A 13268-nucleotide genomic window follows, 5' to 3' on the forward strand; every position below is an offset into this window, starting at 1 on the left:
GCGCGGAAATGCGCGTGTTTGTTAATACGCATGTTTTTCGGGAGGCAGGGGCCGGAGGTTCGAATCCTCTCTCCCCGACCACATTCCTTTTCGTATTGGGGAAACCCCAGCGCGGTGGCGTCGAATAGCATTCGTCGTTCGCCCTTGCGCCTGGGTTATCGGCCAACCTAAACCACCAGCATGACCACGCCATCGGTCCTCTTCGTGTGCCTGGGCAATATCTGCCGTTCGCCACTCGCCGAGGCGGCTTTCCGCCGCGTTGCCGAGGAAGCGGGTCTGGATGCCGAGATCGATAGCGCGGGCACGGCAGATTATCATGTCGGAGCGGCGCCCGATCGCCGCAGTATCGAAGAGGCTGCGCGCCAGGGGGTCGACATTCGGCACTATCGGGGCCGGCAGCTTGTCGAAGCCGATTTCCATCGCTTCGATTTCATCATCGGCATGGATCGGTCGAACATGGCGAATATCGCGCGCTGCGAACCTCCCGGCGGCAAGGCGCGTGTGGCAATGCTGCTTGACCTGGTGGCGGGTCAGGAAGGGCGCGAGGTCGGCGACCCCTATTACGGCGGGCCGGAAGGTTTCCGCAGAACCTGGATGGAGGTCGAGGCCGGGGCGAAAGCCTTGCTCGCGCTATTTAACGAAGACCGTGATTAGGCTCCGCACTCGCGGGCTTTACCCCCCGCGAAGGGTCTTCACGCCGTAATCCCGTTCGAAAAGATAAAGAAGAATCCGCGCTGCCTCGCCCCTCGGCCCTTCAAGGCCGCCGTCCCGTTCGATCATCAAGCGGGCATCGTCATAGGCCTTGGGCAAGAGCTGCGTGATCTGCTCGAGGCTCGCCACGGTGAACGGCGTATCGCCTGACTGCCGCGTGCCGAGCAGTTCCCCACCCCCGCGCAGCCGCAGATCCTCTTCGGCAAGCCGGAACCCGTCCTGGGTTTCGCGCATCAGGGCCAGCCGTTCGCGCGCGGTTTCGGACAGGGTATCGCCGCGAACAAGCACGCAGATCGACTTTTCGCTCCCGCGCCCCACCCGTCCGCGCAGCTGGTGTAACTGGGCAAGGCCGAACCGTTCGGCCTGTTCGATTACCATCAGCGTGGCGTTCGGAACGTCCACGCCGACTTCAATCACCGTGGTTGCAACCAGCAGCTTTGCATCGCCGCTGGCGAACCGTTCCATCGCGGCATCCTTCATTTCCGGCGCAAGTTGGCCGTGAACCAGGACGACATCCGTTCCGAACCGCTCCGCCAGCGCGGCGTAGCGCGCTTCGGCGGCGGCTATTTCCTCTGGCCCGTCCATCTCGCGCACCATGGGGCACACCCAATAGGCCTGCCGGCCTTCGGCGATTTGCGCGGCAAGTCGGTCGACGAGCGCACCCAGCTTGTCCTGCCCCATGACAACGGTTTCGATCGCCTGGCGCCCGGGGGGCAGCTCGTCGAGCTTGCTCACATCGAGTTCGCCATACTGCGCCAGTGTGAGCGTGCGCGGAATAGGCGTTGCCGTCATTGCCAGGACATGCGGTGCGCGCCTGCCCTTGCTGGCCAGCATCAACCGCTGCCCAACCCCGAAGCGGTGCTGTTCGTCGATCACGACCATGGCGAGATTGCGATAGGCAACCTTGTCCTGGAAAATGGCGTGCGTGCCTACGACGATATCGATGCTGCCGTCCAGCAGGCCCATCAGTGTCGCCTCGCGGGCCTTGCCCTTGTCACGACCGGTGAGCAGCGCCACGCGGGCACCCGTCGGCTCTGCCATGCGGCGCAGGCTTTCGTAATGCTGGCGTGCAAGAATTTCGGTCGGCGCGAGCATGGCGGCTTGCGTTCCTGCCTCCACCGCGATGAGCATCGCTTCCAGCGCGACCACCGTCTTGCCCGCCCCGACGTCACCTTGCAGCAAGCGCAGCATCGGCGCTTCCTGGGCCAGATCGCCTTCGATTTCGGCGATCGAACGGATTTGCGCGCCGGTCAGCGGAAACGGGAGCTGCAACCTGTCGCGATAGGATCGATCGCCCTGCAACGGCTGCCCCTTGCGCTTGCGATTATCGGCACGCACCAGCATCAGCGCGAGGCTGTTGGCCAGCAGTTCGTCATAGGCCAATCGGTCGCGTGCGCCCTTGTCCTCGCCCTTGTGGGCCAGCACCAGCGCGTCACGCCATGCCGGCCAGTCTTCCTTTTCGATCTGGCTGCGTTCGATCCACTCCGGCAGTTCCGGCGTGCGTTGAAGAGCCTGGCCCACCAAACCCGCAACCTTGGGCTGGGTCAGCCCTTCGGAAAGGCGGTACACAGGCTCGCACAGCCGGTTAAGCGTATCGCCGCCTTCCTCCAGAACGTGGTCGGGATGAACGATCTGCAACATGTCGCCATAGCGTTCCAGCTTGCCGGCAACCCATCGGGTTTCCCCAACCGGAAGCTGCTTCCTGGCCGAATACGAGGCACGGCCGAAATACGTAAGCGCCAGGATATTGCCCGCGTCGTCCTGGGCGAGCACGCGATAGGGTGCCCGGGCGTTGCGCCCACCGCGATGCTCCGTCACGGTCAGGCGCACCACGATCTGCTCGCCCTCGCCCGCTTCATCGAGGTCCGCGATGGCCCGGCGGGTCACGAAACGTTCGGGCAAATGGTAATCGAGATCGCGGACCCGCGTGAGGCCGAGTTTCTCCAGCGGCTTCTTCAATTTCGGCCCCACGCCATCGAGGGCGTCAGTCTCGGTGAACAGGGGATTCAATACGTCGGGTCGCATGACACGATGCCCTAACCGCTTTCTTCCATCCTGCGAAGCTCGGAGCGCGGGTTGCCAACGTCCCGCTTTCCTGTTCTACATGGTTAATCGAGCTTAGCTTTGGGGGGCAGGTCGCAGTCTTGCCTTGGTGTATAGCCCGACCACATGGGTCGCGCCTGTCCACTAGGGGGAATAAGCAATGATCCGTAAAATCCTGATATCGGCCGCAGCGGCAACGATCGCATTTTCGGCGGTTCCGGCAGCGGCCCAAGATCAACCACAGCAGCCGCGCACGACGTATGAACTGCGGTTCCTGGACCTCGCTCCGGGCAAGGACGATCGCTGGAACGAAATCATCGAGACGTATTTCATGCCCGCCCGCAAGGCTGCCGGACTTCCCGACGTCACGATCCATTGGCTTGTGACCGGCGATTACGACATTCTCATGCCCATGGTCATGCCGCGCGGCATGGCAGCCTTCGATGAACATGGAGGCCCGGAACGCAGGGCGTTTCACCAGGCTTTGGTGAAGATTGTCGGAAGCGAGGAAGCGGCAACCAAGCTTTACGATGAAATGGGCGAAATCGTAGTTCGCACGAAGAGCGTCTACAGCCACACCCATCCGTAAACCTTATCCTGCCCTTGATCGACAGGGCAGTATCGGACACAGGGGGCGCCGTTCCATAAGGATGGCGCCCCTTTTCAATGCCTGAAGCACTCACTTTCGAAGGTCGCAAACAGCGTGCAAAGTTTCGCGCATGGCACCGCGGCACCCGCGAAGCCGATTACATGATCGGCGGCTTCTTCGATCGGTACCACGAAAGCTGGGGCGAAACGCAGCTGGCATGGTTTGAATCCCTGCTCGAAGAAGACGACGTGGACGTGATGGCCTGGGCGCTCAAGACCCAGCCAGCGCCGCCGCAGTTCGAAGGCCCGATGCTCCAAGCCATGCAGAAACTGGACTACGTCGACATTCCGCGTTGACGGGGCAAACCCGGCCCGGTCCACCAATCCCACGTTGACGGGAACGCGCGGAACGTTATCGCGCTGTCCCTTGCATGGCCGACCTTTCCCGCATCCTCAAATCCGACCGCGCCCTGACGCTGGCGCAGGTCGCGCGCGGCGCACAGCCGCTCGTCATGGCCGACCTCGCGCGGGCAAGCACGGGCCGCGCCGTGTTCATCGTCCCCGACGATGCGGCGATGCGCGGCGTGGTCGATGCAGCGCACTTCTTCGCCCCCGAACTGGAAGTGATCGAATTCCCCGCTTGGGATTCGCTACCCTACGATCGCGCAAGCCCGGCACTCTCCATCAGCGCCCGCAGGCTTTCCGCGCTGCATCGCCTGCAGACAGGCAAGGCGAAGGCGCAGTTGGTCGTCACGACGGCGAATGCCGTTCTCCAGCGGGTGCTGACCCCGTTCCGCGTTCGTGAAAGCGTCCGGGAATTCAAGGTCGGAACGGAGATCGGCCGCGACAGCCTGTCTGCACTTCTCCAGCGGCAGGGCTACAGTCGCACCGACACGGTGATCGACAAGGGCGAATACGCCATTCGCGGCTCGATCGTCGATGTCTTTCCCAGCGGTATGGAAGAAGCCCTGCGGCTAGATTTCTTCGGGGACGAACTGGAAAGCCTGCGGACATTCGACCCGAACACGCAGATGAGCACCGGCCGGCTGCCCTCGCATCTGCTGTTGCCCGCAAGCGAAGCCCTGCTTGACGAAGACAGCATCAAGCGGTTCCGCAGCCGATATCGCGAAATGTTCGGAGCGCACGCAACGCAGGACCCGCTATACGAAGCGGTCAGCGAGGGGCGCCGTCTGGCGGGGATGGAAAACTGGCTGCCGCTCTTTGAGGATCGGCTGTCGACGCTGTTCGATCACCTAGGCGAGAACGACCTTGTGGTGATCGACAACGCCGCGCTCGCTTCCGCCGATGAACGCATCAAGGACGTGGCCGACTATTTCGAACAGCGCACGGCCGCCAGCGGACAGGCCAAGGGAAGTTATCGCCCGCTCGAACCGGCGACGCTGTATCTGGGCGATGCCGAATTCAAGGCTGCGCTGGCCGCGGCACCCGCTCACCGTGCGACCGCTTTCGACGAACCCGAAAGCGACACCGTGATCAATTTCGGTTTCCGTTCGGGGCGCGACTTCACGCCTGAACGGGCGCGCGGCGACAATGTCTACCCCATCCTGGCCGACCATCTGAAAGGCCTAGCGAAAGCGGGAAAACGTCCCCTTCTTGCGACCTATTCCAAGGGCAGCAGGGCTCGCATAGCCTCGATCCTGGAAGAAGCCGGCACGCCAGTGCAACTGGCCGATACTTGGCAGGAGGCGCTGGGACTTTCCGCCAAGGGCAAACCTGCCGCGCTGATCCTGCCCATCGAGGCAAGCTTTGCCAATGACGAGATGGAACTGCTGACCGAGCAGGACATTCTCGGTGACCGGCTCGTGCGTCGCAAGAAAAAGCGCAAGGACGCCGATGCCTTCCTCGCCGAACTCCAGGCGCTGGGCGTCGGCGATCTCATCGTCCACACCGAACACGGCATCGGCAAATATCTCGGCCTGGTGCCGATACCCGTCGGCAAGTCCAAGCACGACTGCGTCCAGCTGGAATACCGCGGGGGCGACAAGCTGTTCATCCCGGTCGAGAATATCGACGTCCTCAGCCGCTATGGCAGCAGCGAAGATGCGGTGCAGCTCGACCGGCTGGGCGGCGAAGCATGGCAGAAACGCCGTGCCCGTCTGAAGGAACGCATCCGCGAAATCGCGGGCGAACTGCTGAAGGTCGCAGCCGCTCGCGCGTTGAGAAAGGCGCCCGTGCTGGAGGTCGAACCCGGCCCCTACAACCAGTTTCTCGATCGTTTCCCATGGGAAGAAACCGACGATCAGGACCGCGCCATTTCAGACGTTCTGGGCGATCTGGAAAGCGGCAAGCCGATGGACCGCCTGGTGTGCGGCGACGTGGGCTTCGGCAAGACCGAAGTCGCCCTGCGTGCCGCATTCGTAGCGGCCATGAACGGCCAGCAGGTCGCCGTGGTTGCGCCCACCACCCTTCTTGCCCGCCAGCATTTTGAAAACTTCGCCAACCGCTTTTCAGGATTCCCGCTCAAGATAGGCCGGCTTTCACGGCTCGTTCCGGCCAAGGAAATGAAGGAAACCCGCGAAGGGCTGGAAAAGGGCGATATCGACATCGTGGTCGGCACCCACGCCCTGCTGTCCAAGCAGACGCAGTTCAAGAACCTTGGCCTCGTGATCGTGGACGAGGAACAGCGGTTCGGCGTGACGCACAAGGAAAAGCTGAAGCAGCTGCGCGCCGACGTGCACATGCTCACGCTGACCGCGACACCGATCCCGCGAACACTGCAGATGGCGATGACCGGCCTACGCGAACTTTCGACCATTCAGACCCCGCCCGTCGACCGCCTCGCCGTGCGGACCTACGTGATGGAATGGGACGACATGGTGATGCGCGAAGCCTTGCTGCGCGAACACCATCGCGGCGGACAGAGCTTCATCGTCGTCCCGCGCATCTCGGACATGGAGGGGATTTCCGACTGGCTGCACGAACATGTTCCGGAAGTGAAATTCGTTGCTGCCCACGGACAGATGGGAGCAGGCGAAATCGAAGAACGCATGAGCGCCTTCTACGAGGGCAAATACGATGTGCTGCTGGCGACGACCATCGTCGAGAGCGGGCTCGATCTTCCCAGTGCCAACACGATCATCATCCACCGCGCCGATATTTTCGGTCTGGCCCAGCTTTACCAGCTTCGCGGCCGGGTGGGCCGTGCGAAACTGCGGGCCTATGCCTACCTGACCTACGCCGCCGATACGCAGCTTACCGAAGTGGCCGAAAAGCGGCTCAAGGTGCTGGGCGACCTCGACAGTCTCGGTGCGGGCTTCCAGCTTGCCAGCCACGATCTCGACATCCGCGGCGCGGGCAATCTGCTGGGCGATGAACAGTCCGGGCACATCCGCGAGGTCGGCTTCGAACTTTACCAGTCGATGCTGGAAGACGCGATCCTCGCTGCCAAGGCCGGGGAGCTTGGCCTCGAAGCCAAGCGCGAGACGGTCAGCCCGCAGATCACCGTCGACGCGCCCATCATGATCCCGGAAGAATACGTTCCCGACCTTGCGGTTCGCATGGCGCTGTATCGCCGCCTTAACGATGCCGCGGACAAGGCGGAAATCGAGGCGCTGGCCGCCGAAATGATCGACCGCTTCGGCGACCTGCCGGCAGCCACGGCCAATCTGGTGCGGCTGATCGAGATCAAGCATCAGGCGATAGAGGCGAATATCGCCAAGATCGACGTCGGCGCGCAGGGCACGCTCGTCACCTTCCACAAGGACGATTTCCCCGACGGTCCGGGCCTGCTGGCCTACGTGGATCGCCTGCAGGGTACAGCCAAGCTTCGCCCCGACATGAAGCTGGTGATCAGCCGTGCATGGAATTCACCCGAAAGCCGCCTCAACGGGCTGTACCAGCTGACCAAGGGCCTTTCGGCAATCGTGAAGAAAGCGCGCAGCCGGAAGCAATAGCGCGGTCAGGCCTTGGCAAGCGCCAGGAAATCGTCCGCAGCCATGGGTTCGGACCGCAAGAAGCCCTGATAATACGCGCACCCTTCGGCGGCGATAAGCGCACGCTGCGCTTCCTGTTCGACCCCCTCGACGACAACGGCGAGATCAAGCGCTCGCGCCATGGCCAGAATTGCGCGGAACACCGCAAGGTCGCGTTCGTCTTCGAGGACGCCATCGATCATCGAGCGATCCAGCTTGATACAATCGATCGGCAAGATCTTGAGGTAGCGAAAATTACAGAAACCCGCACCGAAGTCGTCGAGCGCGATGCGGATGTCGAAGACCTTCAGCTGGTCGAGAACATGGCCGACGCGGTCGAGGTCGCCCAGCAGGACTTGTTCGATGATTTCAAGCGTGATCCGCGACAGTGGGAACCCGATCCGTTCGGCCAACCGCGCAAATTCCATTGCGAAACTTTCGGCCGCCAGATCGGCAGGGGTTATATTCAGCGAAAGCCGCAATTCCGGCGGCCAATGCACCGCCTGCTCCAGCGCGCGCTGCGCGATATGCCGGGAAAGCTGTGCCGTATGGTCGGCCCGTTCGGCGATCTGGAACAAGGTGCTTGCACCGATCCGGCCGATTTCAGGGTGATGCCAGCGCGCCAACGCCTCGGCCCCGATCATCGCATCATCCTCCAGCGCGTATTGCGGTTGAAAAACGATCTCGATCTCATCGTTGTCGATGGCGGCCAGCAGGTCCGCTTCCAACTGGCGGAAGGAACGACCCGATCGTGCAACTTCGCCGGTCGACCAGTCGATCCTCTGACCCTGGCTGACACGCATGCGCGCGGACACTTCCGACAGGCGGTCCAGGATGCGGTCCAGCCCGTCGTTCTGCGTCACCCGCATCAGCGAAATCCGCGGCCACATTCGCAAGCTTGCACCGCCTTCCGGATTGGCAATCGGCATGGCGATGGCATCGGCAAGCGCTTCGGCGAGCCATTGCCACCGCTCGCGGCTGCATTGCTGGCGCGAAACGAGCAGGAAGGTGCTGCCGCTGATCCGGGCGGCAAGCCAAGCGGTGCTTTCCAGTTCGTCGACGGCGAAATGCCTGATCCGCTGTGCCACTTCGACAAGCGCGCCGTCGCCGGCGCTTTCGCCGAACGCCACGTTCACGGTGTCGATCCGTCCTAGCGAAATCAGCATGGCATGGATGGGGCACGCGATGGTATCGCGGGGCCAGTCTTGCTGCCAGCGGTCGATCAGCGCGCGCGCGGTTGCGCCGTCGGCCAATCCGGTGAGGCTGTCTCGCGATTCGTCTGTCGTTACGTGGGCCATAGTTGCCATGTGAGCGCTCTTATCGCGCCGACCCTCATGTTTGACCAGTAATTCCGTTCTGTTGCCAAATGGGACGTGTAACCATAGGTACGCACCGGAACACCCGCCCATGCCGGCCGGGATCGGGGGGATGGGGAAAATCATGGCAGAATACAAACGCCTCGCCCTGCTTGTCTCCGACACCGACCGCGCCAAGGAAGCCGCGATCGAACTCGCCAACCTGACCGATTGGGTTCCATTGGAAGATGCGGACGCGGTGGTGGTGCTGGGCGGCGACGGATACATGTTGCAAAGCCTGCATTCGATGCTGGACAGCGGGCGCATCATCCCGGCCTACGGCGTCAATCTGGGCACGGTGGGGTTTCTGATGAACCGCAACCGCAAGTTCGACACCCTTCTGGGCCGTATCGGGCGGGCGAAACCACACCGCATTGCGCCGCTCTTCATGCAAGCCGTGACGCAGGATGGCGAAATGCACAGTTTCTGCGCCATCAACGAAGTGTCGCTGCTGCGCGAAACGCGACAGACCGCCAAGATCGAAGTCTCGGTCGACAACAAGGTCCGCATTGCAGAACTGGTTTGCGACGGGGTGCTCGTATCCACACCCGCGGGTTCGACCGCCTACAATCTTTCCGCGGATGGCCCGATCCTCCCGCTCGATTCGAACCTTCTCGCGCTCACCCCTATCAGCCCCTTCCGGCCACGCCGCTGGCATGGCGCGATCCTGCCCGACCGCAGCGAAATACGTCTGCGTGTCCTCGAAGAAGAGAAGCGCCCCGTCAGCGCGGTGGCCGACCAGCGCGAATTGCGCGACGTTGCCGAAGTGCGCCTCGCCATCGCGCGGGAGAAAGAGCTGACGCTGCTGTTCGACCCTGGTCATTCGCTCGACGAACGCATCGTTGCCGAGCAGTTCATGGTGTGATTTGCACCCTGCCTGCCGCGCCGCACAATTTTTGCCAATTGCCTGCTTGCCAAACCAAATCAGCGCCCATATAGGCGCACCCCTGCCGTATAGGCTGCTCCCCGATAGCTCAGCGGTAGAGTAGGTGACTGTTAATCACTTGGTCGTTGGTTCGAATCCAACTCGGGGAGCCACTTTCTACCAAAGCGCCAGCAAGAGGCGTCCGCCCACCCAGATGGTGAGGGCGGCGGTGGCAAGCCTTATCCAGCGCTGAGGCAGATATTTCACGGCCAGCAGGCTACCCAACTGGCCCCCGATGGCCACGGCAATCAGAAGCGGTAATCCGAGGTCGACAGCGGCCGCCAGGCGCCCTTCCCCGCCCTTCAGCACCTGTCCGGCAATCCCGAAGAGGGAATTCACCAGGATGAACACGCTGGCGGTTGCAGCGATCCCCCGCGCCGTGTTCCAGCGGGCGAGATGCAAGAGCGGAGCAAGGAAAATTCCGCCGCCGATGCCGACAAGTCCGGCCAGAAAGCCCAGCGGTGCAGCCGCGAACGGCATGAGCGGCGCCAGCTTGGCGGGTCGTTCGGTGCTCTCGGTGATCGGCAACAAGAGAGCCAGGCCAGCCACGACGAGGCTGCCCCCCAGCAGCGCCATGAAGGCGCTCTCCTCGATCGGGGTGATCCCCCCGACAAACGCGGCAGGTGCCGCGATTGCCGTCAACGTCAGCGCCCCTTTCCAGGGCGTCACACCGGCTCGAGCGAAACGAACAGTGCTGCCGGCGACCACCACGATATTACAGGTCAGCGCCAGAAGCGGGAGTATGCGGTAATCGACATCCGAGAGCGCGAGCAGCGCGCTGTAGGTCGACCCACCGCCAAAACCGACACTGGCGTAAAGGACGGCGGTCACGAAAAAGGCGGCAACGAGCCAGATCATGCCCGTGCCGCCCTAACCGTCATCCCGCCAACGGTCGATCAGGCGCCGCCGCCGATCGCCCCGTGGCAATGCTTGTACTTGTTGCCCGAACCACACGGGCACGGCGCGTTGCGGCTGACTTCCATGCCCGCATAGGGATTTTCCGACACGGAGCCACCCGGCCCCACGGCCGCGCGTGCGCTGCCCGCAAGGGCGCCGAACAAGGCCGCCCGCTGCGCCGATCCATCGCCGTCGCCGGAATTTTCGAGACCGGTGAGCGGATCGATATGGCCAGTAAGGAAATCGGGCAATTCAGGCAGGTCGATCGGGGGAAGCGGTTCCGGTTCGCGCAATTCGATGCGGATGAGCTTGTTCGTCACCGTTTCGCGCAGCTTGTCGAGCATGCTTTCGAACAGGGTGAAGGCTTCCTGCTTGTATTCGTTGAGCGGCTGCTTCTGCGCATGGGCGCGAAGGCCGACCACCTGTCGCAGGGCATCGAGCGTTGCGAGGTGATCTTTCCATTCGCCGTCAAGTTCCTGAAGAAGAACGCTCTTTTCGATCCGCCTCCACAAGGCAGGATCACCGGCCGCCTGCTTGTTGTCCATGACGCGGTCGGCTTCGGTGCGAATCCGTTCCTCGATCAACTCGGGTTCGACCTGCTCTTCCTCCAGCCACTCTTCCATGGGGAAGGTCAGGCCCAGGACTTCTTCGGTGCGCTCCTTCAGGCCGGCGATATCCCATTGCTCGGGATAGCTTCCCGGCGGGCACGCGGCCGATACGATCGAATTGATCGCGTCGTGGCGCATGTCGACCACGACATCGTCCACCGCTTCGCTGTCCATGATCTCGGCGCGCTGTTCGTAGATGACCTTGCGCTGGTCGTTCATGACATCGTCGTACTGGACGACCTGTTTGCGAATTTCGTAGTTGCGCGCTTCGACCTTCTTCTGCGCGGTTTCGATGGCTTTCGACAGCCACTTCGACCCGATGGCTTCGCCATCTTCGAGGTTCGAATTCATCATGCGGCTGAACAGCGTGTCTGGGCCGAAAATTCGCAGAAGGTCGTCTTCGAGACAGAGGTAGAACCGGCTGAGGCCCGGATCGCCCTGGCGACCGGAGCGCCCGCGAAGCTGGTTGTCGATACGGCGGCTTTCGTGCCGTTCCGTGCCGAGAACGAACAGGCCCCCCGCCTCGAGAACCTTGCGCTTTTCTTCCTCGACTTCGGCCTTGATGCGCGCGATCGCCTCGTCCTTCTCCGGACCGTCCGGCATTTCGGAGAGTTCGTCGTCGATGCGGAAATCGACGTTGCCGCCGAGCTGGATGTCCGTCCCGCGGCCAGCCATGTTCGTGGCGATGGTCACGGCACCGAGACGGCCCGCCTGCGCCACGATGTGCGCCTCGCGTTCGTGGAAGCGGGCGTTGAGCACTTCATGCTCGACCCCTTCGTCGTGCAGGAACTGGGACAGCAGCTCCGATTTCTCGATCGACACCGTGCCGACCAGAACCGGTTGGCCGGTTTCGTATTTCTCGGCGATCGCCTTGGCGATGGCTTTGAACTTGTCCTGCGTGTTCTTGTAGAACTCGTCGTCCTCATCGATGCGCTGGATGGTCACGTTGGTCGGAATCTCGACCACGTTCATCTTGTAGATATCCCAGAATTCCGCGGCTTCCGTGGCTGCCGTACCGGTCATCCCAGAAAGCTTGGGGTACATGCGGAAATAGTTCTGGAAGGTAATCGACGCGAGGGTCTGGTTCTCGGGTTCGATCTTGACGCCTTCCTTGGCTTCCACGGCCTGGTGCAGGCCGTTGGACCAGCGGCGACCGTCCATCATCCGTCCGGTAAACTCGTCGATGATGACGACCTTGTCGTCCTTCACGATGTAATCGGTATCGAGCTTGAACATGTGCACCGCGCGCAAGGCCTGGTCGAGATGGTGGACAACCTGCGTGTTTTCCACGTCGTAAAGGTTTTCCGTTTCCAGCAGGCCCTTTTCGATCAGGATCTTCTCCGCTTCCTCGGTACCTTCCTCGGTCAACTGGATGGTGCGCTGCTTTTCGTCCTTCTCGAACCACAGGGCGGGGAATTCCTTCACCACTTCATCGATCGAGATGTAGAGATCGGACTTGTCTTCGGTCGGGCCGGAGATGATCAGCGGGGTACGCGCTTCGTCGATCAGGATCGAATCGACTTCATCGATGACCGCGAAATTGAAGGGGCGCTGCACCATTTGCGTGCGCTCGTGCTTCATGTTGTCGCGAAGGTAATCGAAGCCGAGTTCGTTGTTCGTCGAATAGGTGATGTCGGCGTTGTACGCTTCCCGCCGCTCGAATTCGTTCAGGTTGGGCACGATCACGCCGATGGTCAGTCCCAGGAACTGGTGCAGGCGGCCCATCCAGGCGGCGTCGCGCTTGGCCAGGTAATCGTTGACCGTGACCACGTGAACGCCCTTGCCCTCGATCGCGTTGAGGTAGGTCGCAAGAGTGGAGACCAGCGTCTTGCCCTCGCCCGTCTTCATTTCCGCGATTTCGCCGCGATGGAGGACGATACCGCCAACCATCTGCACATCGAAATGCCGCATGCCAAGGACGCGGACCGAGGCTTCGCGTACGGTTGCGAAGGCTTCGGGCAGGATATCGTCGAGCGACTTGCCGTCAGCCAGCTGGCTGCGGAACTTGTCGGTCTGGGCCGCCAGTTCTTCGTCGGTTAGAGCCTGAATTTGCGGCTCCAAGGCATTGATCTGGTTCACGATCTTGCCGAGCGATTTGACGTAGCGGTCGTTGGAAGAGCCGAACATGGCCTTCATCACGGAATTGAGCATGGGGATGGCACCTTGAGGTGAATTCTATGGGAAAATGCCCGTGCACACAGATTGTGCC

9 protein-coding genes and 1 tRNA gene are annotated in these 13268 nt (G+C 62.1%); 6 read left to right on the forward strand and 4 right to left on the reverse strand.

Features of this window, described 5'->3' with window-relative positions:
* Window positions 1-180: 180 nt before the first annotated feature.
* Window positions 181-654, forward strand: coding sequence for a low molecular weight protein-tyrosine-phosphatase (locus VR863_RS06360; protein ID WP_324827632.1), 474 nt, complete (start codon window positions 181-183; stop codon window positions 652-654).
* Window positions 655-672: 18 nt separating this feature from the next.
* Here the strand turns inward: VR863_RS06360 and recG are convergent, their stop codons facing one another.
* Window positions 673-2736 carry an ATP-dependent DNA helicase RecG gene (recG, locus tag VR863_RS06365; protein WP_324827633.1) on the reverse strand — a complete coding sequence of 688 codons (2064 nt, stop codon included), beginning with the start codon at window positions 2734-2736 and terminating at the stop codon, window positions 673-675.
* 178 nt (window positions 2737-2914) lie between these two features.
* On the opposite strand from recG, the gene VR863_RS06370 reads away from it, so the two are divergent.
* The 3 genes from VR863_RS06370 (at window position 2915) to mfd (ending at window position 7256) form a co-directional block, all read left to right on the forward strand.
* Window positions 2915-3343, forward strand: a complete 429-nt coding sequence (locus VR863_RS06370; protein ID WP_324827634.1) for a hypothetical protein — start codon at window positions 2915-2917, stop codon at window positions 3341-3343.
* Between the two features lie 77 nt (window positions 3344-3420).
* Window positions 3421-3699: an FAD assembly factor SdhE gene (locus VR863_RS06375; protein ID WP_324827635.1), complete on the forward strand. Its 279-nt coding sequence runs from the start codon at window positions 3421-3423 to the stop codon at window positions 3697-3699.
* A 74-nt stretch (window positions 3700-3773) separates the two neighbouring features.
* Window positions 3774-7256 carry a transcription-repair coupling factor gene (gene mfd / locus VR863_RS06380; protein WP_324827636.1) on the forward strand — a complete coding sequence of 1161 codons (3483 nt, stop codon included), beginning with the start codon at window positions 3774-3776 and terminating at the stop codon, window positions 7254-7256.
* 5 nt (window positions 7257-7261) lie between these two features.
* On the opposite strand, the gene VR863_RS06385 is transcribed toward mfd, so the two are convergent.
* On the reverse strand, window positions 7262-8581 hold the full coding sequence (locus VR863_RS06385) for a GGDEF domain-containing phosphodiesterase (protein WP_324827637.1): 1320 nt from the start codon (window positions 8579-8581) through the stop codon (window positions 7262-7264).
* Between the two features lie 133 nt (window positions 8582-8714).
* Between VR863_RS06385 and VR863_RS06390 the strand changes: the two genes are divergently transcribed.
* A complete protein-coding gene (locus tag VR863_RS06390) occupies window positions 8715-9494 on the forward strand; it encodes an NAD kinase (protein ID WP_324827638.1) in 780 nt (259 codons plus the stop codon).
* A gap of 98 nt (window positions 9495-9592) precedes the next feature.
* Window positions 9593-9667, forward strand: a tRNA-Asn gene (locus VR863_RS06395).
* A gap of 4 nt (window positions 9668-9671) precedes the next feature.
* Here the strand turns inward: VR863_RS06395 and VR863_RS06400 are convergent.
* Together VR863_RS06400 and secA are read right to left on the reverse strand one after the other, a co-directional pair.
* Window positions 9672-10412 (reverse strand): sulfite exporter TauE/SafE family protein, encoded by a 741-nt coding sequence (locus tag VR863_RS06400; protein ID WP_324827639.1) that lies wholly within the window; start codon window positions 10410-10412, stop codon window positions 9672-9674.
* 38 nt (window positions 10413-10450) lie between these two features.
* Entirely contained in the window at window positions 10451-13210 is a 2760-nt protein-coding gene (gene secA, locus VR863_RS06405) for a preprotein translocase subunit SecA (RefSeq protein WP_324827640.1), read from the reverse strand.
* Between the last annotated feature and the right edge of the window lie 58 nt (window positions 13211-13268).

Origin of the sequence: Qipengyuania zhejiangensis, from assembly GCF_035607565.1 — a bacterium.
Lineage (GTDB): Bacteria > Pseudomonadota > Alphaproteobacteria > Sphingomonadales > Sphingomonadaceae > Qipengyuania > Qipengyuania zhejiangensis.

Excerpts from the sequence above, each read along its gene's own strand:
- mfd (WP_324827636.1), top strand. The coding sequence starts at position 3,774 with ATGGCCGACCTTTCCCGCATCCTCAAATCCGACCGCGCCCTGACGCTG.
- recG (WP_324827633.1), bottom strand. The coding sequence starts at position 2,736 with ATGCGACCCGACGTATTGAATCCCCTGTTCACCGAGACTGACGCCCTC.
- VR863_RS06360 (WP_324827632.1), top strand. The coding sequence starts at position 181 with ATGACCACGCCATCGGTCCTCTTCGTGTGCCTGGGCAATATCTGCCGT.
- VR863_RS06375 (WP_324827635.1), top strand. The coding sequence starts at position 3,421 with ATGCCTGAAGCACTCACTTTCGAAGGTCGCAAACAGCGTGCAAAGTTT.
- VR863_RS06400 (WP_324827639.1), bottom strand. The coding sequence starts at position 10,412 with ATGATCTGGCTCGTTGCCGCCTTTTTCGTGACCGCCGTCCTTTACGCC.
- VR863_RS06370 (WP_324827634.1), top strand. The coding sequence starts at position 2,915 with ATGATCCGTAAAATCCTGATATCGGCCGCAGCGGCAACGATCGCATTT.
- secA (WP_324827640.1), bottom strand. The coding sequence starts at position 13,210 with ATGCTCAATTCCGTGATGAAGGCCATGTTCGGCTCTTCCAACGACCGC.
- VR863_RS06390 (WP_324827638.1), top strand. The coding sequence starts at position 8,715 with ATGGCAGAATACAAACGCCTCGCCCTGCTTGTCTCCGACACCGACCGC.
- VR863_RS06385 (WP_324827637.1), bottom strand. The coding sequence starts at position 8,581 with ATGGCAACTATGGCCCACGTAACGACAGACGAATCGCGAGACAGCCTC.